We start from the raw sequence: 24,207 nt of genomic DNA, 5'->3' as shown, positions 1-24,207 counted from the left end.
CAACACCGGGAGGACACAGACACACCATGAAGATTGTGCGCGGAAACCCCACCGAGCAGGAAGCCAAGGCGGTGGAAAAGCTCGTCGAGCAGCTCACCGCCGCCTCGCGCGCGAAAGCTGCCGGCGCTACCGAGCCTGCCGATGCCTGGGGCCGCACCGCCGAGCAGTTCGACCCGGCGCACCCGCAGTTCAATCCGTCGGCCTACCGCAACATTCGGTACTACTAATGCGCATTGTCCTCGCGTCCCAGTCCCCGTCCCGCGCCAGCATCCTGCGCGGGGCCGGAATCGAGCCGGTGCTACACCCGGCTCACGTCGACGAGGAGGCGATCCGGGCGCGGCTCGGTCACGCGGCACCGGACGTCGTCGTCGCGGAGCTCGCGCAAGCGAAGGCCGCTGCCGTCGACTACCCCGACGACGTGGTGATCGGCGGCGATTCCATGCTGCTTTTAGACGGCGAGTTGCAAGGTAAGCCGCACACGGTGGAGGCGACCATCGAAAGGTGGAACGCCCAGGCCGGGAAGACGGCGGAACTCCTGACGGGCCACTGCGTTCGATTCGGCGGCCGCGAGGTGGTGGAAACGTCCCGCACGACGGTCCACTTCGCCGCCGCGACGGAGGAAGATATTCGGGCTTACGCCGCCACTGGGGAGCCGCTCGAGTGCGCGGGCGCGTTCACCTTGGAGGCACTCGGCGGCTGGTTTATCGACCGTATCGAGGGCGATCCCTCGTCGGTCATCGGTTTGTCGCTGCCGGTTGTTCGGCGCGCGCTGTACGACTTCGGGTTGAGCGTGTCCCAGTTCTGGGACAACTAGCAACGGGCGCCTATCAGCCGACTATTAGTAGCGCTCTCCGTGCTCGGTGCGGCGCTGATGTTCGACCATCTCACCGGTGTTTTGCGCGGTGCGGATCGCGGCCACGATGAACTCGATCTGCACGCGAACCAGGATCGTGGTGGTGAAAAACCACAGGGTAGCCAAGACGAGGGTCACTAGGAATGCGATGAATCCGAGGGCGAGCTCTGAGCCGCCTTCCTCCATACCTTCGAAGAGCGCAATCAGCCCGAAGATGACCCATCCGATAGTAACGATACTGTTGAGAGCAATCGCGATGATGTAGATAATCTTCGCAAAATCGATGGTCACAAAGTTCCGGAATTCGAAATCAAAGAGCGCGCTGAAAAAGCCTTTGGGCTTGTTAAGCTGTCCGTGCATCGGCGGGCGGGGCGGTTGCATCGGCCCCGGCTGCATCGGCCCCGGCTGCGGCATAGCGCCCTGCGGCGGGAACCCTTGCGGGCCCATCCCCTGCCCGAATGGAGGCTGCTGCTGGTTCTGCTGGCCGAACTGAGATTGCTGGCCGAACTGGGTCTGCTGAGCGCGGGGCTGGGAGTGCGCTTCTTCATTGTTCGAGCTGGCCGAGTAAGGCTCCGCGTTCGCGAACCCGGAGTTGTCGACGTGCCCCGAGTTGTCGGAGTTATCGGAATCGTCGAAACCGCCGTGCGGATACTGGTGCTCAGACATGCGAAACCAGTCCTTTCAAAAGGTAAGGGAATGGGATTGGGGGCATTCCGGAGACTACCAGTTCACAACGGCACTAGAGTGTTACGCATGGAATTCAACGACATGCTCGCACCGAAACCGCTCCACCTGCCGGAAGACCCGGCGCAGAACGACCGCGACGCGCTCCGCCACCCGGACAGCCCGCTTGCGTGGGCAGAGCTGGCCGAGCGCGAGCTGGACAAGGACAACCCGGACAAGCTGGTCGCCTACGCCTTTGCACGCACCGGCTACCACCGCGGCCTGGATCGCCTCCGCGGCAACGGCTGGAAAGGCTGGGGCCCGGTGCCGTTTAGCCACGAGCCCAACCAGGGCGTGCTCCGCGCCATCGCGGCGCTGGGCCGAGCGGCAAAGCTCATCGGCGAAGACGACGAGTATGACCGCATTGAGCAGATGCTTAACGATGCCGACGCGGACGCCACTCAACCCTTGTTGACTGGCCGCGTACAATAATTCCTCCCACATCCCCAACTAGCTTTCGAGGGCGGTACTAGCTGTGTTCGATCTCGATCCTTACCCACCGTTTCAGGAGTACGCGCACCCCGGCCGTCTCGTATCCGCGCCGTGGCTGTCAGCCCGCCTGGGCATGAAAGGCCTGCGCGTCATCGAGGTCGACGAGGACGGCCTGCTCTACGACATCGGCCACATCCCGAGCGCTACCCGCATTAAATTCCGAGAGGAATTGCTGGATCCGCTCACCCGGGACATCGTCACGCCGGAAGGGTTCACCGCCCTGATGCGGGACAAGGGCATCAACCGCGAGGACACGGTGGTGCTCTACGGCGACAAGTCCAACTGGTGGGCCGCCTTCGCCCTGTGGATCTTCCAGCTGTACGGGCACCCGGACGTGCGCCTGCTCAACGGCGGGCGCGACGCCTGGATGGCCGAGGAGCGCGACACGTCCTTCATGGTTGACGCACACCCGGAGAGCAACTACCCGGAGGTCTCCTACGCGGATGCCGACGAGCGCATCTTCGTAGAAAAGCTGCAGGAGATGCTGCACGCGGGCACCATTTCCCTGGTGGATACGCGCACCCCGGAGGAGTTTTCCGGGCAGCCGACCGCGGAGTCCCCGCAGGGCGATTCGCGGTACGGCACCACCGCGCGCCACGGGCACATCCCGGGTGCGACCAACCTCGAGTGGAGCCGCGCGGTCCTTCCCAACGGGTGTTTTCGGCCACTTTCTGATCTGCATGTAGCGTTTGGGAACCTCGAACCGGATACACCTACAGCGCTGTATTCCCACGTCGGTGCGCAGGCGGCACACACCTGGTTTGTACTGAAGTTCCTGCTGGGCTTTTCTGATGTGCGCGTCTACGACGGTTCGTGGGCGGAATGGGGCAATATGATCAAAATGCCCGTCGAGCGCTAGAATCACCCCGGTTAATTAATCCGACAATGCAGGAGGCTTCGGCCCGTGGCGAATAAGAAGAGGAAGATCACCAAGGTTCTCGTCGCAAACCGCGGCGAAATCGCGGTGCGCGTCATCCGTGCCGCGCGCGATGCGGGCATCGCATCCGTGGCGGTGTATGCGGAACCGGACGCGGACGCTCCCTTCGTCACCCTCGCCGACGAGGCGTTCGCCCTCGGCGGGCAGACCTCGGCCGACTCCTACCTCGACGCGGACAAGATCTTGGACGCCGCCCGCAAGTCCGGCGCGGACGCCATCCACCCCGGCTATGGCTTCTTGTCCGAAAACGCTGACTTCGCCGCCGCGGTGATCGAAGCGGGCCTTATCTGGATTGGCCCGTCGCCGAAGTCCATTGCGGATCTGGGCGACAAGGTCACCGCGCGCCACATCGCGCAGCGTGCCGATGCCCCAATGGCCCCCGGCACCGAGAACCCGGTGGCGGACGCCGCGGAGGTCGAGGCCTTCGCCGCCCAGCACGGTCTCCCCATCGCGATCAAGGCTGCGTTCGGCGGCGGCGGACGCGGCATGAAGGTCGCCTACACCCAGGACGAGGTTGCTGACCTGTACGATTCGGCCACCCGCGAGGCGGTCGCCGCGTTCGGCCGCGGCGAGTGCTTCGTCGAGCGCTACCTGGATAAGGCCCGCCACGTGGAGGCGCAGGTGCTTGCCGATGCCCACGGCAACGTCATCGTCGTAGGCACCCGCGACTGCTCGCTGCAGCGCCGCTTCCAGAAAGTTGTGGAGGAGGCCCCCGCCCCCTACCTCACGGACGAGCAGCGCACCGCCATCCACGAATCGGCCAAGCGGATTTGCGCCGAGGTCGGTTACGTCGGCGCGGGCACCATTGAGTACCTGGTGGGCTCCGACGGACTCATCTCCTTCCTCGAGGTCAATACCCGCCTGCAGGTCGAGCACCCGGTCACGGAGATGACCACGGGCATCGATCTGGTGCGCGAACAGTTCCGCATCGCCGAGGGTGAACCGCTGCGCTTTACCGAGGATCCGGAACCTACCTGCCACGCCTTCGAGTTCCGCATCAACGGCGAGGATCCCGCGACCGGCTTCTTGCCTGCCCCGGGCACCATCGTGAGCTACTCCGAGCCGTCTGGCCCAGGCGTACGCGTGGATTCCGGCGTGCGCGAAGGATCCGTGGTGGGCGGCCAGTTCGATTCCATGCTGGCCAAGCTCGTGGTCTACGGCGAAAACCGCACCGAGGCGCTGCGCCGCGCCTCCCGCGCGCTCGCGGAATACCGCGTCGAGGGCCTGCCCACGATTATCCCGTTCCACCGCGACGTCGTGGACAACCCCGCATTCATCGGTACCGATTCCGGCTTCGACGTCTACACCAAGTGGATCGAGGAAGAGTGGGACAACCAGCTCGAACCGTACGCGGGTGAGACCGCGGAGGCGGAGGAGACCACGTCCCCGCAGACCTACACGGTCGAGGTGGACGGCCGCCGCCTCGAGGTCGCGCTGCCTGCCGATCTCATCATCGGCGCCGGCGGCCGCAAGAAGAAAAAGCGTCGCCGCAGCGCCGCGGCCGCCGCGGTGTCCGGCAACACCATCGCCGCCCCGATGCAGGGCACCGTCATCAAGGTCAACGTGGCGGACGGCGACGAGGTCGCCGAGGGCGACGTGGTGGCCATCCTAGAGGCGATGAAGATGGAAAACCCGGTCAAGGCCCACAAGTCCGGCACGGTGGCCGCGCTTACCGCCACCGAGGGCGCGCAGGTGACCAAGAACGACGTGCTGATGGAGATCGAGTAATTTCCCGTAAACTCGCGGGACATGGACTTAACTCACGTTAACGACACCGAGATCACTTTCCGCGCGGCCACCGACGGTGACCGCACCTACCTGAAGCGGCTGTACTTCCTCGCCTACGTCTTTGGCGATGAGTACGCGGAGCTCGACGCCGGTTTCGAGACCGATCTGCCGCACTACCTCGAGGAGTGGTCCGCCGACCACGACGGCGCGATCATCGCCGAGAGCAACCTGGGCGTTCCCGCCGGCGGCGCGTGGCTGCGCTTCTTCCGCGGCGCGACCCAGGGTGACGCGTACATGGCCAACCGGAAGGATCCGGACAATCCGGAAGAGCGCGCCACCGAGCACGACCCGCGCACCATCCCGGAGGTGTGCATCGCCGTCGAGCGGCGCTACGCGGGTCTCAAGGTGGGCCAGGAGCTACTGCGCCGCGCCTGCGACCTGGCCAAGGAGCAGGGCGCTCCCGCCATCGCGCTGTGGGTGGATCCGGACAACCCCCGCGCCCGCCGTTTGTACGAGCGCGAGGGCTTCGAGGACATCGACGTGCCGGGCCACGTCGACGAGCCGACGATGATTAAGCGTCTGCGATAACCGCGATGAGGTCGCCACCCTCCACCTGGGTGGCCTGGCCGATGGCGACCCGTTCGACGGTGCCCGCCCGCGGCGCGGAGATCGCCGCCTCCATCTTCATCGCCTCGATGACGGCGATCTGGTCGCCTTCCGCGACCTCGGTGCCCGGATCAATGGTCACGTTGACCACGCCCGCGAACGGCGCGGCGACGTGGCCCGGGTTGTCCGGGTCGGCCTTTTCCACCGTAGAGGTCACCGAATCGACGGAGTGATCCCGCACCTTCATCGGGCGCACCTGCCCGTTGACGTTGAGGATGACCGAGCGCATGCCCTTCTCATCCGGCTCGCCGATGGCGTCGAGGCGCACCACCATCGCGTTGAGCGCGTCGCGGTCGCCGTCCTCGCCGGCGAAGTAGTGCACGACGGTCTCCTCGCCCTCGGTGAGCCCGTAGAAGAACACCGCGTCCGTGAGCGCTTCCGTGTTGCCGTACTGGCGGCGGAACTCGTTGAACTCCGCGTACTGCGTGGGAAACAGCAGGTGGTTCAGGTCGGCGCGGATGTTTTCTGCGGACAGCTCCCCTGCCTCGCTGACCTGCGGGCCGGTCGACTTGCCCTCCAGGATCTTGTCGCGCAGCGGCGGCCAGCCCCCGGGAGGGGTTCCCAGTTCACCGTTGAGGAAACCGATGACAGACGCCGGGATGTCGTACTTGGTCGGGTTCGCCTCGAAGTCGGCCGGGTCGACGCCCGCGCCCACGAGGTGCAGCGCCAAGTCTCCGACCACCTTCGACGACGGGGTGACCTTGGTGGGGCGGCCGAGCATCTCGTTGACGGCGGCGTAGGTGTCTTCGATGACTTCGAAGCGATCCGCCAGCCCCAGCGCGCGGGCCTGCGCACGCAGGTTGGACAGCTGCCCGCCGGGGATTTCGTGCTGGTAAACGCGTCCCGTGGGGCCGGGGATGCCGTTTTCAAACGGGGCGTACATGTGGCGCACGGCCTCCCAGTACGGTTCCATGTCGGCGACATCGGCAAGCGCGATGCCCGTGTCCCGCTTGGTGTGGCTGAACGCGGCCACGATGGCCGACAGCGACGGCTGTGAGGTCGTCCCGGCCAGCGGCGCGGAGGCGCCGTCGACGATGTCCGCGCCCGACAGGGCCGCCGCGTAGTAGGTGGCCAGCTGGCCGCCCGCCGTGTCGTGGGTGTGCACGTGGACCGGCAGGTCGAAGTTCTTGCGCAGCGCCATCACCAGCTTCGAAGCGGCGTCCGGGCGCAGCAATCCGGCCATGTCCTTGATGGCCAGCACGTGGGCGCCTGCCTTGACGATGTCCTCCGCCAGCCGCAGGTAGTAATCGAGGGTGTAGAGATCCTCGGCGGGCGACATCATATCGCCGGAGTACGCCATGGCCACCTCGGCGACAGTGGTGTTGGTCTCTAGCACCGCGTCGATGGCGGGACGCATCTGGGAGACGTCGTTGAGGGCGTCGAAGATGCGGAAGACGTCGACGCCGGACCGCGCCGCTTCCTGGACGAAAGAGTGGCAGACCTTGTCCGGGTACGGGGTGTAGCCGACGGTGTTGCGCCCGCGCAGGAGCATCTGGATGTTGACGTTGGGCATGGCCTCGCGCAGCAGATCCAGGCGCACCCACGGGTCCTCGTGGAGAAAGCGCATGGCCACGTCGAAGGTCGCGCCACCCCATGCCTCTACCGAGTAGAGATCCGGGGTGAGCCGGGCGACGTGCTCCGCCGCGGAGACCAACGCGGTCCCGCGCACGCGGGTGGCCAGCAGCGACTGGTGGGCATCGCGGAACGTGGTGTCCGTCAGCGCGAGGGCGCTCTGGTTACGCACGCGCTCCGCGAACTTCTCCGGGCCCAGGTTCAGCAGGAGATCCCGGGAGCCGCGCGGCAGGTCCGCGCTGCGGTGCGAGCGCTGCGGCAGCTTGTCAAAGGCCCGGATGTTGGTCGGGCGCTTGCCGTGCGGCCGGTTGACCGTCACTTCCGCGAGGTAGTCGAGGATGCGGCCGGGCTCATCGTCAGCCGGCGGCGCGCCCAGCAGGTGCGGGTGGTTGGCAATGAAACCGGTATCGATCCGCCGCGCCGTGAAGTCCGGTTCGCGCAGCAGCACTCGGAGGAAGCCGATGTTCGTAGCCACGCCGGAGACGTGGAATTCGTTGAGCGCCCGGATGGCGCGGGCGACCGCCTGCTGGAAGTCCTTGCCGCGGCAGGTCATTTTGACCAGCAGCGAGTCGAAGTTCGGGGAAATTTCCGCGCCGACGAACGTGGCGCCATCGAGGCGCACGCCCGCACCGCCCGGCGAGCGGTAGGCGGTCAAGGTCCCCGAGTCGGGGCGGAAGCCGTTATTCGGATCCTCGGTGGTGATGCGGCACTGCAGGGCCGTGCCGGTCACCGTGATGTCGTCTTGGACCAAGCCCAGCTCAGTCAGTGACGCGCCGGCCGCGATCTGCATCTGTGCTTTGACGATGTCGACCCCGGTGACCTCCTCGGTGACCGTGTGCTCGACCTGTACGCGCGGGTTCATCTCAATGAAGACGTGGTTGCCGCGATCGTCCACGAGGAACTCCACGGTGCCCGCGCCGGTGTAGTTGATGTGCTCGCAGAACTTCACCGCATCGGCGCAGATGCGATCGCGCAGTTGTGGATCGAGGAAGGGCGCCGGGGCGATTTCCACGACCTTTTGGTGGCGGCGCTGCACGGAGCAGTCGCGCTCGAAGAGGTGGATGACGTTACCGGCAGAATCGGCGAGGATCTGCACCTCAATGTGCTGCGGGTTGAGAACGGCGGTTTCGAGGTAGACGTGGCCATCGCCAAACGCGGCGGCCGCCTCGCGGGATGCCTCTGCCGCCTTCGTCTTCAGCTGGTCCGGGGATTCCACGAAACGCATGCCGCGGCCACCGCCGCCGGCGACGGCCTTGACGAAGACCGGGAAGGTGAAGTCCTGGGCATACTCCGCCAGCTCGTCCACGTCCGTGGAAGGCTTCGAGTCCTGCAAAGTGGGCAGGCCCGCTGCCTCCGCGGCGGCGACCGCGGCCGCCTTGTCGCCGGTCAGCTCCAGCGTTTCCGGGGTCGGGCCGATAAACGTGATGCCGTTGTCCCGGCACGCGCGCGCTAAGTCCGCACGTTCAGACAAGAAGCCGTAGCCGGGGTACAACGCGTCCGCCCCGGTCTTCTTTGCCGCACGGATCATCTCCTCGATGTCGAGGTAGGCCTTAACCGGCTGGCCTTCCTCGCCGATCTGCACCGCTTCTTCGGCGAAGGAACGGTGGAAGGAATTGCGGTCTTCCCGCGGGTAGACCGCCACGGTCGACGCCCCTGTTTCGAAGGCGGCGCGGAACGCACGCACGGCGATCTCACCGCGGTTGGCCACCAGCACCTTGTCGAACGAGGGAAGTGTGTGGTTAGACATGCAGACTGTCCTTTCTGCTCCGAGAGCAACCTGTTCATCTCATCTTCGCAGACGGACTCTGCGCTGCACCGATTTTCCCGCGGGGATTTTTGTTTGTCGCCTGCCGGTCTAGAACGACTTCGGAGGAACGGGCCGCTGCTCCTCGCCCACGTATGCCGACAGCGGGCGGATGAGCAGGTTGTTTTCGTTTTGTTCGATGATGTGCGCGGTCCATCCCACGATGCGCGCCATGACGAAGATGGGCGTGAAGAATTCGATGTCGAATCCCAGGATGTGGTAGGCCGGCCCAGCCGGGAAGTCGAGGTTCGGGCGGATGTGGATCGACGTGTTGTCGTACATCGTCTTTTCCATGGCCTCGTACATCTCTACCCACTGCGTCTGTCCATGCTTTGCGGCAAGCTCCCGGAAGGCCGCCTCCATGGTGGGCACGCGGGAGTCGCCGTTTTTGTACACGCGGTGGCCAAATCCCATGACCTTTTCCTTGTTGGCCAGGCGCTCCTTGGTCCACTCCTCGGTCCTTTGCGGGTCGGCGATCTCGAGGAAGTTCTTCATCACGGCCTCGTTGGCGCCACCGTGGAGAGGCCCTTTCAGCGCGCCGATGGCTGCGGCGATAGCCGAGTAGGTATCCGACATCGTGGAAGTGACCACGCGGGCAGCGAAGGTCGACGCGTTGAAGGAGTGTTCCGCGTACAGGATGAGGGACTTGTCGAAGGCCTCGATATCTGCCCGGTCCATCGCCGGCGAGGTCTCGCCGTCGCCGAAGACCATCCACAAGAAGTTTTCCGCGAACCCTTTCTTGCGGGACGGCTCGATATAGCCCTCCCCGCGGCGGCGCCGGATATCGAGGGCGATGATGGTGGGGATCTTCGCCATGAGCTCCAGCGCGGTGCGGCGCACGTGCTCGGAGTCGCGGGTGTAGGCCTCGGCGTCTTGGGCGCCCAGGAAGGACACGGCGGTGCGCAGCACGTCCATCGGGTGGCAGGACTTGGGCATCGAGGTGATGAGGTCGATGAGGTCGATGAGGTGGCGGTCCAGGTGGCGCAGCGCCTTCTCGCGGGCGGAGAAGCGCACGAGCGATTCCTGCTTGGGCAGCCGCCCGTTCCTCAGCAGGTAGGCGACCTCCTCGAACGAGCAGTAGCGGGCAAGCTCCTGGACGGGGTAGCCGCGGTAGGTCAGCGAGTTGGTCTCCGGCACGACCTTGGACACTTTCGTCTCGTCGACCACGACACCGTACAGTCCCTTGCGGATCTCGGGGGCGTTAGTGTCCTGCGCGTTGTTTTCTGCAGTTTTAGACATCGTTTATTCCTTTCGAGTAGGTGAACACGTCGCTGTCGAAGGCGTTGTATTCCGCGTAGCGGACGAGCTCGTAGAGGCGGGAGCGGTGTTGCATGCGGCCCAGCCAGTCGGTTTGGATGCCGGTCTCTTTCACGTCGCGGAGAAATTCCTCGGTCTGTCCCATGGCGACGCGGAAGGTGGAGACCGGCCAGATGACCGCGTTGTAGCCGATGTCTTCGAGCTGCTGGGCGGAAAGGAGCTGGGTCTTGCCAAATTCGGTCATATTCGCCAGCAGCGGGGTGTCTATCGCCGCGCGGAATTTCTCGAAGTCCTCCGGCTGGCGCAGCGCCTCCGTGAAGATGAGGTCGGCGCCCGCCTCGGTATAGGCCCGGGCGCGGTCGATGGCCTCGTCGATGCCGTGGGTGCCGGCGGCGTCGGTGCGCGCGCAGATGACGAAGTTATCGTCGCGACGCTCCGCCACCGCGGCGGAAATCCGACGGACCATCAACTCGGTGCTCACCACCTCTTTGCCGTCGAGGTGCCCGCACCGTTTCGGGTTCACCTGGTCTTCTAAGTGGCAGCCGGCGAGGCCGGCGTCCTCCAACGCCGCGATGGTGCGCGCGGCAGACATGGGTTCACCGAAGCCGGTGTCGGCATCGACAAGCACCGGCAGATCCGTGGCCCGGGCGATGTGGCCGGAACGCTGGGCAACCTCCGTAAGGGTGGTCAGCCCAATGTCGGGCAAACCAAGATCGTTGGCCAAAACCGCGCCGGACACATACACGCCGCCGAAGCCGCCCACGTCTTGGATAAGGCGCGCCGTCAGCGGGTTGAACGCCCCAGGCAGGGTGGTGATGGTGGCGCTTTCCAGTGAGCAGCGGAAGTCCGCGCGCTTTTCGGTCGCCGGGATGGCGGAGCCGAACAGTCCGGACATTTAAAACACTCCCTTTCCGGTTTCCGGGGCGGTCTGCAGAGTCTGCGGGGTCACGCGAACGTTGAGCTCCCCCAGGTCATCGAGCGTGGCCAAAGACTGCGCCGCGGTGAGGAAACGTTCCTGTTCCGCGGGTGCGACGATCCCGTCGGCGAGGGTGCGGAGCTTTTCGATGTAGTTCTCGCGCGCAAACGGCCGCGCGCCGTACGGATGGGCGTCGGCAACGGCGATGGAATCTTCCACCACGCTGCCGTCGGGGAACGTGATGACCGCCTTGCACCCGAAAGCCTTCTCGTCCGGGTCCGGGGAGTGATAGCGACGGGTCCACTCCGGGTCCTCGACCGTGGAGATCTTGTGCCACAGCTCCACCGTTTCGGGGCGGTGGGCGCGCTCCGAGGCGTAGGAATCGACGTGGTGCCAGACGCCGTCCTCGAGCGCGACGGCGAACATGTACATCAGCGAGTGGTCGAGGGTCTCGCGCGAGGCGTCCGGGTCCATCTTCTGCGGATCGTTGGCTCCCGTGCCGATGACGTAGTGGGTGTGGTGCGAGGTGTGCAGAACAATCGACTCGATGTCTGCAGTGTCCCTCCCCTCTTCCGCCAAGGTCTTCTTCAACCGCCGGGCCAGGTCGATGGGGGCCTGGGCCTGGTACTCGGCGGAGTGCTCCTTGGTGTAGGTCTCTAAGGTGCCGCGCTTTTCCTCACCGCGGCCGGGCAGCGCGACCTCGTAAACGGCGTCCGGGGAGTGCAGCATCCACGCGATGAAGCCGTCTTCGCCTTCCCAAATGGGCGCGGGCGCGCCCTCGCCACGCATGGCTCGGTCAACGGCCTCGATGGCCATCTTCCCGGCGAAGGCAGGGGCAAACGCCTTCCACGAAGAAATAAGCCCCTTGCGCGACTGGCGGGTCGCCGTCGTGGTGTGCAGGGCCTGCCCGATGGCCTGATAGATCGTCGCGGTATCGAGCCCGAGCAGCGTGCCGATGCCCGCGGCCACCGACGGGCCCAGATGGGCGACGTGGTCGATCTTGTGCTCGTGCAGGCAGATCGCCTTGGTGAGGTCGACTTGGACCTCGTAGCCGGTGGCGATGCCGCGGATGAGCTGAGCACCGGACAACCCCTTGTGCTGCGCCACGGCGAGGATGGGCGGAATGTTGTCGCCGGGGTGCGAGTACTCCGCGGCGAGGAAGGTGTCGTGGAAGTCGAGTTCGCGGACGGCGGTGCCATTGGCAAACGCCGCCCACTCCACCGAGAAGGTGCCATCGATGCCGAAGACGTGCCCACCGCCTTGAGAGACCGGGTGGGACTGGGCCATCGCCCGTGCCACGGTCACCGGCCGGCGCGGCACGGAGGCGACTGCGACTGCCGCATTGTCGATGACCCGGTTGATCACCATGTCGGTGACCTCCGGGCCGACTTCTACCGGGTCGGCGGCAAGCTCCGCCAGCTGATAGGCGAGGTGTTCTTCCAGAGGGAAATCGTCGGCTGATTTACGGGTTCTGACGTTTAATGTGCGCACTCGTGTGTCTCCCTAGGTAGCCAAAAAGTATGTGAGTTGTGTGGATCACACTCTAGACCAAGGGAGTTATAGAACACACTGGTTTGGAGAGATTAGTTCATGTGTTCGATTCTTCGCGTGGTCATGTCCGCGGTGGGTGGCAGTGTATGTAGTCATCCGACGGGCGCACGGCGCGCGCGTCACTTCCCCGAAAGGTATGGCCCCGAAGACCATGAACTCCCAGACCCCTTCCCCTGCTTTCCCCTCCTCCAACCCCTACGCGGATGCGCCCGCGCAGCCGAAGAATAAGAAGAAGCACCGCCTGCTCGGCTGGGTCGCAGGTATCGCCGGCGTCTTCATCATCGGCAGTGCGCTCACCGGAACCGGCGACGGCTCCAGCTCCGGCCGCGACGCCGCCGACGCCACCGTCTCCACCTCCCCGACCGTTGCGGTAGAGGCCGCGAACATCGAAAAGTCCGCCCCGATCCAGGACGCCGTGCTTGCCGATGCCCCAGTGGCAGACACTACAAAGAACGATTCTGACGTCCCGCTCGAGTACAAGAACGCCCTGCGCTCGGCGAAGAACTACCTACGATTCTCCGGTTTCTCGGAGCGCGGCCTGTACGACCAGCTAACCTCCGAGTACGCGGAGCAGTACTCCCCCGAGGCCGCCCAGTACGCCCTGGACAACGTGGACGCGGACTACTTCGAGGAAGCGGAGCAGGCGGCAAAGAACTACCAGGACTTCATGCCCATGTCCGGCCCGGCACTGTTCGACCAGCTGACGTCCGAATACGGCGACAAGTTCACAGAAAAACAGGCCCAGCACGCCGTAGACGCACTGGGCCTGTAAAGGTGGATGACTCTGGGTTTATCTACTCCAGATCGTCGTGGGCGACGAGGCGGCGGGCCGCCTCAGTGATGGTGCCCGACAGCGACGGGTAGACCGAGAAGGAGTCCGCCAGCTGGTTGACGGTGAGTTGGTTGGTCACGGCGACCGCGATGGGCAAGATGAGCTCGGACGCGGTCGGAGCGACCACCACGCCACCGATGACGCGGCCGGAGGTCTCGCGGCAGAACAGCTTGACGAAGCCGTGCTGGAGCGACCGCATCTTGGCGCGCGGGTTGGTCTTCAGCGGCATCGTGATGGTGCGGGCGGCGACCTCGCCGCGCTCGATGGCAGCCTCGGTGTAGCCGACGGCGGCGATCTCCGGGCGGGTGAACACCGCGGTCGCGACCGTCTTCAGGCGCAGCGGATCCACGCCCTCGCCTAGGGCGTGGTACATCGCGATACGCCCCTGCATCGCGGCGACGGACGCCAGCGGGAACAGGTCGGAGCAGTCGCCTGCGGCGTAGACGTTCGGCACGTTGGTGCGCGAAACGCGGTCGACCACGATGTGGCCGGACTTGGTGGTCTCCACGCCGATGTGCTCCAGGCCCAGATCCTGCGTCTTCGGGATGGAACCGATGGACATCAGGACGTGCGAGCCGTAGATCTCCCGGCCGTCGGAGGTGGTGACGCACACGCCGCCGTCCTCGGTGCGGGTGGCGGACTCGACGCGCGCGTGCTTTTCCAGCCCCACGCCGCGCTCGGACAGGACGGTCTCGAGCACGTCGGCGGCGTCGGCATCGTCATGCGGCAGGATGCGGTCACGGGATGCGACCATGGTGACCTTCACGCCCAGCTCGGCGAACGCGGAGACGAACTCCGCGCCGGTCACGCCGGAACCGACCACGATGAGGTGCTCCGGCAGCTCGTCCAGGTTGTACACCTGCTGCCAGGTCAGGATGCGCTCCCCGTCCGGTTTTGCGCCCGGCAGCACGCGCGGGGTGGCACCGGTGGCGATGAGGACGAGGTCCGCATCGAGAACTTCTTTCTCCCCGGTCTCGTTGTGTACCGCGGTCACCTTGTGACCCGCGATGGAGCGTGCGTGCTGATCCTCGTCGAAGAAGCCGCGCCCGTTAATAACGCGCACGCCGGCCTTTTCCATGTCGCCGGCGATATCCGCCGACTGGTTGCCCGCGAGCGTCTGCACGCGGCGGTTGAGAGCCTCGAAGGCCAGCTCGGTCTCGCCCAGGTGCTCTTTCAGGCCCATGGCCTCGGCGCGGCGCAGGTCGGTCTTCACGTTCGCGCCCGCGATGAAGGACTTCGACGGGACGCAATCCAAAAGCACGCCGGAGCCGCCCATTCCCTGGTCCTCCACCAGGGTGATCTCAGCGCCGTACTTCGCGCCCGCCAGCGCGGCTTCGTAGCCTGCCGGGCCACCGCCGATAATGACAATTCGCTGCTGATACTGAGACAAGTCGAGAGCTCCTTTTAAGACGTCTTCACGGGAAGGTCAATCGCTCTGACAGTCTATCGCCTCGCTGGAACATTATCGCGTCAGCCCGGCAGCGGCCGCGACCTCGCTGCGAAATTGCTCAACCAACGATCCGAACAGCTTGATGCCTACGCCCAAGGCGCGCTCGTCCACCACGAGGTCGCCCTGGTGCAGATCGTGCATCTCGCCGTCCCCGGACCAGCAGCCCAGGCGCGCCATCGCACCGGGCACGTGCTCCAGGTACCACGAGAAGTCCTCCCCGCCCGACGACTGCGGCGCCTGCACCACCGCCTGCGGGTCGATGGCCTGGGCGGCAGAGGCGAGTAGCGCGGTGGCCACGTCGTCGTTTAACACCGGCGGCACCCCGCGGTGGTACGTCAGCTCGTGCTCCACCCCGATGGGTTCGAGCACGCCTTCGACCAGCTGGCTAAACAAGGTCTGCATGTCGCGCCAGATGGTGATGTCCGCGGTGCGCACCGTGCCGGTCACGCTGCCGGACTGCGGGATGGCGTTCGGCGCGTAGCCGGAATTGACCGTGCCGAACACCAAGACGGTGCCGGTGCGCGGGTCGACCCGGCGCGAGAGCAACCCCGGCAGATCGGTTATCAGTTTCCCCAGCGCGTAGATGACGTCGGCGCTCAAATGCGGGCGGGAGGTGTGCCCGCCCGGCCCCTTGACGTTGATCTCCACCACGTCGGTAGCAGAGGTAATGGCCCCCGCGCGCACGCCAATGCGCCCGACGCGCAGCTTTGGCTCGGCGTGGACGGCGAAAATGGAGTGGACACCATCGAGCACGCCCTGCTCGATGACGTCGGTGGCGCCACCCACCCACACTTCCTCAGCGGGCTGGAAGATAACGCGCACGCCGATCTCCAGTGAGTGAGCGCGAGCGTAATCCGCCAACGCGCACGCCAGCCCGAGGGCGATGGTGGTATGCACGTCGTGGCCGCAGGCGTGGGTGACGCCGCGGTTGACAGACGAGAATTCGAGCCCGGTCACCTCGGTAAGCGGGAGCGCGTCGATGTCGGCGCGAAACGCAATGCGCCCCAGCTCCGTATCGGGGCCGATGTCGACGAAGAGCCCCGTATCGGCCAGCAGCTGCGGCTCCAGCCCTGCTTTCGTGAGCGTGTCTGCGATAAAAGAGGTGGTGGCGAACTCGCGGTTGGCGGTCTCCGGGTGCTGGTGAATGTGGCGGCGCCAGCCGATCACCTCGGCGCGATGCTGGTCGAACCACTGGTTGACATAGCTCGAGATGTCCTTCGCCTCGGTCACAGTCGCCTCCTCACAGTCCAGAATGGCCTTGAGTCTACAACTAGACCATGCGGTTCAGTAAGTCCGCCTCCTTGCGGCGCTGCGCGACGTAACTCGCCGGGAACGGCGCGATATCGCGCAACTGGGTGACCGCGGGTTCTGCGCCGCCCTCCCCTTCCGCGGCGAGCGCGTCGCTTGCCCCGGGCAGCAGAAGCGCCGGCGGAATATTAAGTGCGAGCGCCAGCTTGTACACCGTGGACATCGCCGGGTCCGCCACCGCGGTGGCGTCGGCGCGTTCCAGGTTGGAAATCTGGTTGCGCGAGACCTTCGACATGTCCGCCAAGGCCTGCTGCGATAGCCCTCGCGCGAGCCGCAGCTGACGCAGGTTTCGGCCGAAGCCGAAACCGTAGCTAGCCCACATCAGTTGACCTGCAGACCCGGACACAGCGAGTCTCCTCTCCCCCGAAACTGGTTCCTCCCCGAACGGTTCCGAGTAGGGAGCCTAGCTTAAAGGTCGATGTTGCGCGGGCCGTAGAGGCGATCGCCGGCATCGCCAAGCCCCGGCACGATGTAGGCATCGTCGTTGAGGGACGGGTCGATGCACGTGGTCACCAGCTGGCGGACTGGGTATTCGGAGTTGGCCAGGGCGTCGACGCCCGGCTGGGCGGAAATCACGCAGACGGCCGTGATGTCGGTGGCGCCGCGGGCGGCGAGCAAGTCCATCGCGTGCAGCAGCGAACCGCCGGTGGCGAGCATCGGATCCACCACGAAGACGGTCCGGTTGGAAAGGTCCTCCGGCAGCGCCTCTAGGTACGGCACCGGCTCGTGGGTTTCCTCGTTGCGGGCCAGGCCGATGAAGCCGACCTGGGCATCCGGGATCATCGACAAGGCAGGATCGATCATGCCCAACCCCGCGCGGATGACGGGCACGATGATCGGCGGGTCCTCCAGGCGGGTGCCCTCCGTCGTAGCCACGGGGGTCTCCAGCGAGAAGTGCTCGACGGGAAGGTCACGGGACGCCTCGTAGACGAGCATGGTGGCGAGGTCGTTTAGTGCCGCGCGGAAGGTAGCGTTGTCGCTATTTTTGTCGCGCAGGATGGTCAGACGGGATACGGCCAGGGGGTGATCAACGACGTGGATGTCCATAGCTCCCCACTGTAGGACAGGCAGAAACGCGGGGAACCGATCACCGCGCAGCGCAGTCCAATAAACCATGACTGAATTTCTCGTAGACCCGGAATACACCCGCTCGCTTGCCACCGACCTGCACCGCGCCGCCCAGCCGACCTACACCCCACCGTTGTTACTCCCTAGTGTCCCCAGCCTTGCGGCCTTCACCACGGCCGTGCAGCAGGCCACCGACAGCGTGCAGGCCCGCGCGGAGGCCCTGCGTGACGATCTCGGCCACCTGTCACGGGCGGGGGCCGCGCTTGCCGATGCCGCAGTGGCCACCGATGACGCCGCCGCCCGAGCCTTGTCCTCCCCGGCACTTCCGACCGCACCTACCGCACCCGCGGTGGCCCAGGGGGTGTAGACGATGTTGCAGGTTATTGACGGGATCAAGGCCATTGGTGACAAGCGTCCGCCGCAGCTGCCGGCGGTGGATCTGCCCGCCCTTCCTGAGCTCGATGCGGTCGGCCCGCTCGCGGACATCGCCGGCGTCGACCCGTCCGCAGTACTAGAGGCAGGCGAAAAGTTGGTGGGCGACCGCGCGGCCATCGACGCCGCGGTGGAGCAAGCCCGCCCACTCATCGAGGCCGCGGGGAGGGACCTGGTCGCTCTCGCGCTCGAGTTGGGGCAGCAGGCCATCCCCATTGCTGCCGCCGCGCTCCTCCCAGTGCCTGGCATGCAGCAGCTGGCCGAGGCCCGCCTGACCGCTTTGGTCAACGAGTTCCTCGCCCGCGCTACCCAGCGCCTGGCGCAGCTGATGACGGAGCTCGCGGAGATTGCGGCCCCGCTCATCGACATCGCTGCCACCGAGGCCGAGCGGGTAATTACCTCGTCCGGTGAAAAGGCAGTGGACAAACTCGAGCAGACCGCCGCGAATCCCGGTGAATTCCATGCGACGGCGGGTACGGAAAGCACGCTCATCCCGGCCGCCGACACCGACGCGCCGGCGGGCAGCGCGCCCGCGGGCAGCGCGCCAACGGGCGACTCGCCTGGCGACAATGCGTCCGGTCAGGCGGCGGTGGCCGCCGCGATGGCGCAGATGGGAACCCCCTACGCGTGGGGTGGGACCGGAAACGGCGGCTTCGATTGCTCCGGACTGACCCAGTACGCGTGGGCGCAGGCCGGGGTCGACATCCCGCGCACCGCGGAGCAACAGGCCGTCGGCCGGCAGGTCACCGCGGAGGAGCTGCAGGCGGGTGACCTGGTGGTGTGGGACGGGCACGTTGCGATGTACGCCGGCGACGGCATGATGGTGGAGGCTGGCGACCCGGTGCAGACCAACCCGCTGCGCACGACGAATTTGGACATGGCGTTCAAGGGGTTTTGGCGGCCGACGGGGTAAGCGAATATGGCGAGGTGGTTCGCTACACTTACACGCCATGAAGACCCGCGCGATTGTCCCGATTAAGTTCTCGCTGTCCGAAGGCGACTTCTACACTCTCTGGGCGCCGAGCTGGCGCCAGAACGGTTCGGAGTGGCAGGCGTTCTTAGGTACTGCAGAAGACGTCCTCGTCTTCGAATCCGAGGGCGGGCTGCTGACCTACATCGACAACCACCGCCAGCATGACCTAGCCGACCACCCGCAGTGGGAGAATTTCAACTCCCGCCCGGCGGACCGCGTCGTCCCCCGCGAGCGGGACGTCTACGACCTCATCGGCATGCCGGAGTACCTGGCCGGGCGCCCGAGCCACGAAAACGTCTCCACCGTCGCGCGCAACCTGGAGCTCGCCCAGTCTCTGGCCGCTGTGGCCGGGGCGGAGCACACCACCATCTTCTTCGCTTCGCACTCCGTTTTGCGCAACGTCTCCCGCGGGTCGGATCACTACGCCGGTGAGCACGGCATGCACGAGTGGACCGGCGTGGGCCGGGTCGTGGCCGGCAACTGGAAGGACGTCATCGAAGAACTCGACGGCAAGGTGCGCGTCGTCCCCGACAGCGAGCTCGGGGCAGACGCCACGCAGGCCTCGGCGGACAGCATTGCCGCCGCCACCGCCGCGGCCGAGAAGTCCCGCGCGGAGGAAGAAGCCCGGCGCGAGCAGGAAAAGGCCCAGGCCGATCCGTACGACAACTCCGTGTGGGCTGCCGCGGGCATCGACCCGATCAAGATCACGATCGACAACCAGAGTGTCTACAGCCTGCGCACCTACGTGGACGGCAACCCGATCTTCCTAGGCAAGTGGGGCGAGATCCGCACCTTCGACTCGCCGAAGACGCTCATCCGGTGGATCATCGACAACGATGATCACGATCTCGCAACCGTGTCCACGTGGGAGGACATTGTCAGCGCGGCGAATGCGGGCGATATCGACTTCACCGTCCACCCCGACAACGAATACACGTTCAACGGGATTACCCAGGACATCGAAAAGGGCCCGGAAGCCGTCGACAGCGAGCAGATGGGCCGCTGCTACGAGGTGTGCGCGGACGCCGCCGACTGGGCCGGCGATGACTCGGTGAACTCGCTGATGCTGTCCAACCCGCGGTTCCAGGACTACCTCGGCTACATGCTCGGCTCCACCGAGCACGCCGGGTACGTGCCGTCCAAGCCGTACACCGACCACGCGGAGGCGTGGAAGAAGCTCGAGGACATCCTGGTCAAGCGCTTCTCTAAGTTCTAGGCCTCGGCACCCGAATCTGACTCTGCGTCCACGGAGTCCGCGTCCGCAAGCTCCGCGTCCTCGGCGAATTCGGCGTCGGAGAGCTCCTCGTAGGCGGGCAGGATCACCGTCTCGATGAGGTGCTGGCGCTCCGGCTCGGTGTGGAAGCTATTTTCCACCGCCTTGATGGTGAGATCGAAAAACTCCTCGAGGCCATAACCCAGCGCATCGTGCAGGGCGGCGAACACCTCGGTGAGATCCCCATCCCCGCCGAGGCCGACGGTGCAGGTGAAACCGAGCTGCTGCAACAGCGGCAGCGGGTGATCTGCGATTTCCCCCTCGGCGTCCAGCGGGGCCGTCTCCAGCGCGATGTGGCGGTCGCGCACCCACGCCGAAACCACACCGGGCTGGATGCCGTCGATGTCCGCCGTGAAGTCGTCGATCATGTTCTCAGCCAGGCCGATGCGATCCGCGCCGGCGCGCACGGCCGCCTCGATAGAATCCGTGCTGCCCGTGCGGCCGGCATCCAGGGTGACCGGAACGAACGCGGCGCGGGCCTTGTCGATGACCTCCTGCACCGCCGCGAAGTCGCCTCCCGCGACATCGCGCTCCGCGACGCGCACTCCGACGACATCGCGGCGATCCGCCGTGGCGCGCGCAATGGCTACGCGCACGATGTCCGCCGCGGTATCCGCGGTATCCTCGGCTGCCACCACGAGCACGAGACGAGCATCGATACCGTCTACTTCGCGCACCCCCGCCAGCGCCGCGTCCACGACCGCCTCAATATCGGCGGCGGGATCGAAGGCACGCGGGGAAACGTGCAGCTCGGCGTAGGCCACATTATCGCGAGCGAGTTCCTGCGCGCGTTGGCGCACGGCCTGGGTCACGTCCCCGCCGGCGTGCGCGGTGACCTCGGCGCGCAACGCCACCTTGGGCAGGGCGCGGAAATCGTCAGCGGATGAATCCTTGTTATCCGGGCTAATAGCTGGTGCGTCATGCATGCGCCCAATCGTATTCCCCCTAAGATGTTGCACGCCATGGATAATGCACAGATCTTCCCCCGTCTCTTCGCGGCAACGACCGCCGCCGCGCTCCTCGCCTCCCCCACGGCGGCGCTCGCCCAGGAACTGGAACCCGCTGCCCCGGCAGCCGCGCCGGCGACGCCGGGCGACGCAGATCAAGTTGGCGACGGTAACGCAGACGGGGACCAGGGCGACGACGCGGACAAGGAGTCGGAGCACCCCGACATCCGCACCGAGGCGCCGAACACGGATCAGTGCCCGCACCGCGAACATCCCGCGGAACCTGTCACCACCTCCGAGCGCCTCGCGCCGGGGCAAACCTCCCCGCAGGCGCCGCCTCCCGTGGACGACGCCCACTGCGGCGTGACTGCGCCGCCGGGGTTTACCGTGGACAAGGACGTGGTGGCCAGCGCGTGGGTCATTAGTGATATCGACACCGGCGAGATCATCGCGGAAAAGGACCCGAACGGGCGCTACCGGCCCGCCTCCATCATTAAGGTGCTGCTGGCGCTCGAGGTCATCGACAAGCTTGATCTGAATAAGAAGGTCACCGCCTCGGAGGAAGCGGCCGACGCGGACGGATCCGCCGTCGGCATCGGCGCCGGCGGCGAGTACACCGTCGAGGATCTGCTCCATGGCCTGCTCATGGCCAGCGGCAACGACGCCGCCCATGCCCTGGCGGACGAGCTCGGCGGCGAGAAGAAGACGCTCGACCTGGTCAACGAACGCGCGCGGAAAATCGGCGCGAAGTCCACGTACGTGGCCAGCTATTCCGGACTGGACGCGCCGGGCATGCAGACGACCGCCCACGATCTGTCCCTGATGTACCAGGCGGCGTTCAAAAACCCGACCTTCGCGGAGATCGTGCGCACCAAGACCGTCGAGTTCCCCGGCTACGACGATCATCCGGCCTACGAGATGGGCAACGACAACGGGCTGTTGCTTAACGATGCCGACGGCATCGGCGGCAAGACCGGATACACCGACGACGCGCACCACACCTTCGCCGGCGCCATGGATCGCAATGGCCGGCGCCTGCAGGTGGTTCTCCTCGACACGACCATCGAGCACGGGCCGCACGCGTGGGAGCAGGCGCAGAAATTGCTCCAGTCGGCTTACGACGTCGCCCCGGGTAAAGGCGTCGGCTCGCTCGAGCCGGCACGCGAGGAGTCTGCGAATCCCAGCACGCTCCCCTCCCCCGGCCCGGGCGAGGACGGCGCCGGCGGCCCAGGTCAATCCGGCCAGTTCGGCGATCTGGGCCGCTACGGACCCTGGATTGGCGGGGTCGCGGTGGGCGTTATCGCCCTCGCCGCTATCGCCGCCGCCGCTTTGCTACCTCGGCGTTCGCGAGGTCGTCATGCGAACCGGTGAGCTGGTTCTTCGGGCTGATCGTCATCAGCGAGACCACGCCGCCGATAAACCCGATCGGCCAGCCGATAAACGGCACCAAGGTGATAGCGCGGAACCAGTTGCGCTTCAGTGAAGCGCCGGCCGTGAGCTTCTTCTTCGTCTCGCGGTCACGGACCTCGTAGCCGAACATCATCTTGCCCGGGGTAGCCCCGGCCACCGACTCGCAGACGATGTAGTACAAGACCATCACGACGCTCAGTGCAGAAACGGGCAACAGCCCACCCACCGCGTCCGGCACCACCCCGTCCACGGCCGCAGCGGCGGCGCCGCCGACCATCGCGGCTAAGAACCAGTCCAGCAGGCACATGGCAATGCGTGTGCCGGCCGAGGGGCGCTGGGCCATCTCATCCATCGCGCTCAGTTGCTGGTTCTGATACGGCACCGGGACCTGCGCCGCACCGCCCGGGGCTTGCGCGCCCGGCGCCATGTTCCCTTGCACCTGGAAGGGGTTAAACGGCTGCGCGTACGGCGACGCGTACGCCGCGGCGTGCCGCTGGCGCTGCTGCTGTTTTGCCTCATACGAGCTGTATTCGGCCGGCGGCCAGTCACCGAAATTGCCCAGGTATTCCAGCTGGTTCCACGTCGGGGTAGTGCCGGCGGTCAAGGTTTGGTCATATCGCCGCCGCTTGTCCGGCGAGGACAGCACGGAATACGCAATCCCCAGGCGATGTCGCTCCGGATCCTCCGTCTTGAGCCCCGCGGATTCCGCTTGGGCGTCCTTTCCGGCGAGCAAAATGCCAATGGACTGGCAGGAATCCTGAGGTGAAACGTTGTAAGCCTGATATAGATTCGGCACGGCAGCGTAAGCGGTCATGCATATAACACTAAACCCCGGGTAGGACATCTGCCGTCCCACCCAGGGATGATATTTGTGCGCTAGCGTTCGACCGCCCCGCTTATCCGCTACTTCTTGCGGCGGAGCAGCGAGAATGCGCCAGCGCCCAGGGCACCGAGGGCCGCGCCCACGCCCAGCGTGACGCCGGTGTTGGAGCCCGCCGTGGCGCGGCCGCCGGCCGCGGCCTCCTGCCGCACGCGGATGATAGCCGGTCCCGGGGTCTCCGGGTTCTCCTCGACCATCGACTCCTTCGCGGTCGCCGCCCAAGCGGACGAGTAGAGCACCACGCGCCAGACCAGGTAGAGGGTAATCATCAGCACGATGATGGGGCCGAACGTCGCGCCCGCCGGGTTGGACGAGGCCGAGGAAATAAACAGCGTGGAAAACTGTTTGATGAGCTCGAAGACGATGGCGCCGAGCAGGGCGCCTTTGACGGCCGCCTTCATGGGCACGTGCGTGCGCGGCAGCATCTTGATGAGCCAGAGCATCACCAGGAAGTTGGCCACCAGACCGATGACCAGACCGGCGAAGAAGATGACCGCTCCCATGCCCGGGAAGGAATCCACGCCAACCCAGTGGAAGATCTTCTGCAGCAGGCCGGAGGTGCCGGCGATGGTGACGCCGAACGCGATGGCGAGGGCGATAAGGAGGCCGATGAGTCCGACGAGGTCGCTTAGCTTCTTCTTGATGAAGGAGCCGCCCTCGTTCGCGTCCACGTTCCACATCGCGGAGATGCCCACGCGCAGGTTGTTCATCCAGCCCAAGCCGGACCACAGGGCGGTAAGACCACCGATGCCGAACATGGCGCCACGCTGATCGATGGCGGTCTCCAGGATGGAGTTAATCGCGTCGCCCAAGTCGCCGCTAAACGCTGAGGTCACCTTGTCCTGCAGCTGGTTGAACAGGTCAGGGTTGCGGGCCAGGACGGTTGCGGCGGTGGCCACCACGAGCATGAGGATCGGGAACATCGCCAGCACCGAGTAGTACGTAATACCGGCCGCGTACTGGTTGCCGCCGTTCGAGCCGTAGCGCTCGGTCATCCGCATGACGTGATCGATAAACGGTGAGCGCTCGCGAACCTTATCCACCGCCCCGGTGTCATCGGAGTGGCTGCGCTCGATGCCGTAGTGATCGGTCTCGTCGGGGTGTGCCTTGGTACGTGGGGCCACGGCCTGAATCC

General features: G+C 65.9%; 23 protein-coding genes. 11 read left to right on the top strand and 12 right to left on the bottom strand.

Features of this window, described 5'->3' with window-relative positions; genetic code table 11:
* Nucleotides 1–26 precede the first annotated feature (26 nt).
* Entirely contained in the window at nt 27–227 is a 201-nt protein-coding gene (locus CMASS_RS02415) for an acyl-CoA carboxylase epsilon subunit (protein ID WP_022862631.1), read from the top strand.
* Nucleotides 227–814: a Maf family protein gene (locus CMASS_RS02410; protein WP_022862632.1), complete on the top strand. Its 588-nt coding sequence runs from the start codon at nt 227–229 to the stop codon at nt 812–814. Before CMASS_RS02415 ends, CMASS_RS02410 begins: the two co-directional genes overlap by 1 nt.
* Nucleotides 815–838: 24 nt before the next feature.
* Here CMASS_RS02410 and CMASS_RS02405 read toward each other — a convergent pair whose 3' ends face one another.
* Nucleotides 839–1,519 carry a DUF4282 domain-containing protein gene (locus CMASS_RS02405; RefSeq protein ID WP_022862633.1) on the bottom strand — a complete coding sequence of 227 codons (681 nt, stop codon included), beginning with the start codon at nt 1,517–1,519 and terminating at the stop codon, nt 839–841.
* A gap of 87 nt (nt 1,520–1,606) precedes the next feature.
* On the opposite strand from CMASS_RS02405, the gene CMASS_RS02400 reads away from it, so the two are divergent.
* From CMASS_RS02400 to CMASS_RS02385, 4 genes are read left to right on the top strand one after another with little or no spacing between them, the layout of a single operon-like run.
* Nucleotides 1,607–2,008 carry a DUF3151 domain-containing protein gene (locus tag CMASS_RS02400; RefSeq protein WP_022862634.1) on the top strand — a complete coding sequence of 134 codons (402 nt, stop codon included), beginning with the start codon at nt 1,607–1,609 and terminating at the stop codon, nt 2,006–2,008.
* A 43-nt stretch (nt 2,009–2,051) separates the two neighbouring features.
* The gene (locus CMASS_RS02395) at nt 2,052–2,927 is read left to right on the top strand and encodes a sulfurtransferase (protein WP_022862635.1); all 876 of its coding nucleotides are present in this window, start codon (nt 2,052–2,054) and stop codon (nt 2,925–2,927) included.
* Nucleotides 2,928–2,972: 45 nt separating this feature from the next.
* A complete protein-coding gene (locus tag CMASS_RS02390) occupies nt 2,973–4,733 on the top strand; it encodes an acetyl/propionyl/methylcrotonyl-CoA carboxylase subunit alpha (protein WP_022862636.1) in 1,761 nt (586 codons plus the stop codon).
* 21 nt (nt 4,734–4,754) lie between these two features.
* Nucleotides 4,755–5,321 carry a GNAT family N-acetyltransferase gene (locus tag CMASS_RS02385; RefSeq protein WP_022862637.1) on the top strand — a complete coding sequence of 189 codons (567 nt, stop codon included), beginning with the start codon at nt 4,755–4,757 and terminating at the stop codon, nt 5,319–5,321.
* Here CMASS_RS02385 and CMASS_RS02380 read toward each other — a convergent pair.
* The 4 genes from CMASS_RS02380 to prpD form a co-directional block, all read right to left on the bottom strand.
* The gene (locus CMASS_RS02380; protein ID WP_022862638.1) at nt 5,305–8,718 is read right to left on the bottom strand and encodes a pyruvate carboxylase; all 3,414 of its coding nucleotides are present in this window, start codon (nt 8,716–8,718) and stop codon (nt 5,305–5,307) included. The genes CMASS_RS02385 and CMASS_RS02380 overlap by 17 nt on opposite strands.
* A 108-nt stretch (nt 8,719–8,826) precedes the next feature.
* Nucleotides 8,827–10,014 (bottom strand): bifunctional 2-methylcitrate synthase/citrate synthase, encoded by a 1,188-nt coding sequence (locus tag CMASS_RS02375; RefSeq protein WP_022862639.1) that lies wholly within the window; start codon nt 10,012–10,014, stop codon nt 8,827–8,829.
* Entirely contained in the window at nt 10,007–10,927 is a 921-nt protein-coding gene (gene prpB / locus CMASS_RS02370; protein ID WP_022862640.1) for a methylisocitrate lyase, read from the bottom strand. Before prpB ends, CMASS_RS02375 begins: the two co-directional genes overlap by 8 nt.
* A complete protein-coding gene (gene prpD, locus CMASS_RS02365) occupies nt 10,928–12,439 on the bottom strand; it encodes a 2-methylcitrate dehydratase PrpD (RefSeq protein ID WP_022862641.1) in 1,512 nt (503 codons plus the stop codon).
* 211 nt (nt 12,440–12,650) lie between these two features.
* Between prpD and CMASS_RS02360 the strand changes: the two genes are divergently transcribed.
* A complete protein-coding gene (locus tag CMASS_RS02360) occupies nt 12,651–13,271 on the top strand; it encodes an Ltp family lipoprotein (protein WP_027018580.1) in 621 nt (206 codons plus the stop codon).
* Between the two features lie 22 nt (nt 13,272–13,293).
* Here CMASS_RS02360 and CMASS_RS02355 read toward each other — a convergent pair whose 3' ends face one another.
* The 4 genes from CMASS_RS02355 to upp all read right to left on the bottom strand — a co-directional run bounded on the left by CMASS_RS02355 (nt 13,294) and on the right by upp (nt 17,136).
* Nucleotides 13,294–14,721: an NAD(P)H-quinone dehydrogenase gene (locus tag CMASS_RS02355; protein WP_022862643.1), complete on the bottom strand. Its 1,428-nt coding sequence runs from the start codon at nt 14,719–14,721 to the stop codon at nt 13,294–13,296.
* Between the two features lie 72 nt (nt 14,722–14,793).
* A complete protein-coding gene (locus CMASS_RS02350; RefSeq protein WP_022862644.1) occupies nt 14,794–16,011 on the bottom strand; it encodes an amidohydrolase in 1,218 nt (405 codons plus the stop codon).
* A 40-nt stretch (nt 16,012–16,051) separates the two neighbouring features.
* Nucleotides 16,052–16,435 carry a helix-turn-helix domain-containing protein gene (locus CMASS_RS02345; protein ID WP_022862645.1) on the bottom strand — a complete coding sequence of 128 codons (384 nt, stop codon included), beginning with the start codon at nt 16,433–16,435 and terminating at the stop codon, nt 16,052–16,054.
* A 62-nt stretch (nt 16,436–16,497) separates the two neighbouring features.
* Nucleotides 16,498–17,136 (bottom strand): uracil phosphoribosyltransferase, encoded by a 639-nt coding sequence (gene upp, locus CMASS_RS02340; RefSeq protein WP_022862646.1) that lies wholly within the window; start codon nt 17,134–17,136, stop codon nt 16,498–16,500.
* 67 nt (nt 17,137–17,203) lie between these two features.
* On the opposite strand from upp, the gene CMASS_RS02335 reads away from it, so the two are divergent.
* Genes CMASS_RS02335 through CMASS_RS02325 form a run of 3 tightly spaced genes read left to right on the top strand, consistent with a single transcriptional unit; the run spans nt 17,204 to nt 19,778 of the window.
* Nucleotides 17,204–17,524 (top strand): hypothetical protein, encoded by a 321-nt coding sequence (locus tag CMASS_RS02335; protein WP_022862647.1) that lies wholly within the window; start codon nt 17,204–17,206, stop codon nt 17,522–17,524.
* A 3-nt stretch (nt 17,525–17,527) separates the two neighbouring features.
* Nucleotides 17,528–18,502: a C40 family peptidase gene (locus CMASS_RS02330; RefSeq protein ID WP_022862648.1), complete on the top strand. Its 975-nt coding sequence runs from the start codon at nt 17,528–17,530 to the stop codon at nt 18,500–18,502.
* Nucleotides 18,503–18,539: 37 nt separating this feature from the next.
* Nucleotides 18,540–19,778, top strand: a complete 1,239-nt coding sequence (locus CMASS_RS02325; protein WP_022862649.1) for a hypothetical protein — start codon at nt 18,540–18,542, stop codon at nt 19,776–19,778.
* On the opposite strand, the gene CMASS_RS02320 is transcribed toward CMASS_RS02325, so the two are convergent.
* The gene (locus CMASS_RS02320) at nt 19,775–20,761 is read right to left on the bottom strand and encodes an amidohydrolase family protein (protein ID WP_051126816.1); all 987 of its coding nucleotides are present in this window, start codon (nt 20,759–20,761) and stop codon (nt 19,775–19,777) included. The genes CMASS_RS02325 and CMASS_RS02320 overlap by 4 nt on opposite strands.
* A 36-nt stretch (nt 20,762–20,797) precedes the next feature.
* On the opposite strand from CMASS_RS02320, the gene CMASS_RS02315 reads away from it, so the two are divergent.
* Nucleotides 20,798–22,153 carry a D-alanyl-D-alanine carboxypeptidase family protein gene (locus CMASS_RS02315; RefSeq protein ID WP_022862651.1) on the top strand — a complete coding sequence of 452 codons (1,356 nt, stop codon included), beginning with the start codon at nt 20,798–20,800 and terminating at the stop codon, nt 22,151–22,153.
* On the opposite strand, the gene CMASS_RS02310 is transcribed toward CMASS_RS02315, so the two are convergent.
* Entirely contained in the window at nt 22,095–23,006 is a 912-nt protein-coding gene (locus CMASS_RS02310; protein WP_022862652.1) for an RDD family protein, read from the bottom strand. The genes CMASS_RS02315 and CMASS_RS02310 overlap by 59 nt on opposite strands.
* 89 nt (nt 23,007–23,095) lie before the next feature.
* Nucleotides 23,096–24,196 carry a YhjD/YihY/BrkB family envelope integrity protein gene (locus CMASS_RS02305; RefSeq protein ID WP_022862653.1) on the bottom strand — a complete coding sequence of 367 codons (1,101 nt, stop codon included), beginning with the start codon at nt 24,194–24,196 and terminating at the stop codon, nt 23,096–23,098.
* Between the last annotated feature and the right edge of the window lie 11 nt (nt 24,197–24,207).

Origin of the sequence: Corynebacterium massiliense DSM 45435, from assembly GCF_028609805.1 — a bacterium.
In the GTDB taxonomy this organism is placed as follows: domain Bacteria; phylum Actinomycetota; class Actinomycetes; order Mycobacteriales; family Mycobacteriaceae; genus Corynebacterium; species Corynebacterium massiliense.
Note: the sequence above shows the minus strand (reverse complement) of the source record. Positions and strands in the feature narration are given on the sequence as shown.

Coding starts and splice junctions, on each gene's coding strand:
- CMASS_RS02415 (WP_022862631.1), top strand. CDS start 27: ATGAAGATTGTGCGCGGAAACCCCACCGAGCAGGAAGCCAAGGCGGTG.
- CMASS_RS02410 (WP_022862632.1), top strand. CDS start 227: ATGCGCATTGTCCTCGCGTCCCAGTCCCCGTCCCGCGCCAGCATCCTG.
- CMASS_RS02405 (WP_022862633.1), bottom strand. CDS start 1,519: ATGTCTGAGCACCAGTATCCGCACGGCGGTTTCGACGATTCCGATAAC.
- CMASS_RS02400 (WP_022862634.1), top strand. CDS start 1,607: ATGGAATTCAACGACATGCTCGCACCGAAACCGCTCCACCTGCCGGAA.
- CMASS_RS02385 (WP_022862637.1), top strand. CDS start 4,755: ATGGACTTAACTCACGTTAACGACACCGAGATCACTTTCCGCGCGGCC.
- CMASS_RS02380 (WP_022862638.1), bottom strand. CDS start 8,718: ATGTCTAACCACACACTTCCCTCGTTCGACAAGGTGCTGGTGGCCAAC.
- CMASS_RS02375 (WP_022862639.1), bottom strand. CDS start 10,014: ATGTCTAAAACTGCAGAAAACAACGCGCAGGACACTAACGCCCCCGAG.
- prpB (WP_022862640.1), bottom strand. CDS start 10,927: ATGTCCGGACTGTTCGGCTCCGCCATCCCGGCGACCGAAAAGCGCGCG.
- CMASS_RS02360 (WP_027018580.1), top strand. CDS start 12,651: ATGAACTCCCAGACCCCTTCCCCTGCTTTCCCCTCCTCCAACCCCTAC.
- upp (WP_022862646.1), bottom strand. CDS start 17,136: ATGGACATCCACGTCGTTGATCACCCCCTGGCCGTATCCCGTCTGACC.
- CMASS_RS02335 (WP_022862647.1), top strand. CDS start 17,204: ATGACTGAATTTCTCGTAGACCCGGAATACACCCGCTCGCTTGCCACC.
- CMASS_RS02330 (WP_022862648.1), top strand. CDS start 17,528: ATGTTGCAGGTTATTGACGGGATCAAGGCCATTGGTGACAAGCGTCCG.
- CMASS_RS02325 (WP_022862649.1), top strand. CDS start 18,540: ATGAAGACCCGCGCGATTGTCCCGATTAAGTTCTCGCTGTCCGAAGGC.
- CMASS_RS02320 (WP_051126816.1), bottom strand. CDS start 20,761: ATGCATGACGCACCAGCTATTAGCCCGGATAACAAGGATTCATCCGCT.
- CMASS_RS02315 (WP_022862651.1), top strand. CDS start 20,798: ATGGATAATGCACAGATCTTCCCCCGTCTCTTCGCGGCAACGACCGCC.
- CMASS_RS02310 (WP_022862652.1), bottom strand. CDS start 23,006: ATGACCGCTTACGCTGCCGTGCCGAATCTATATCAGGCTTACAACGTT.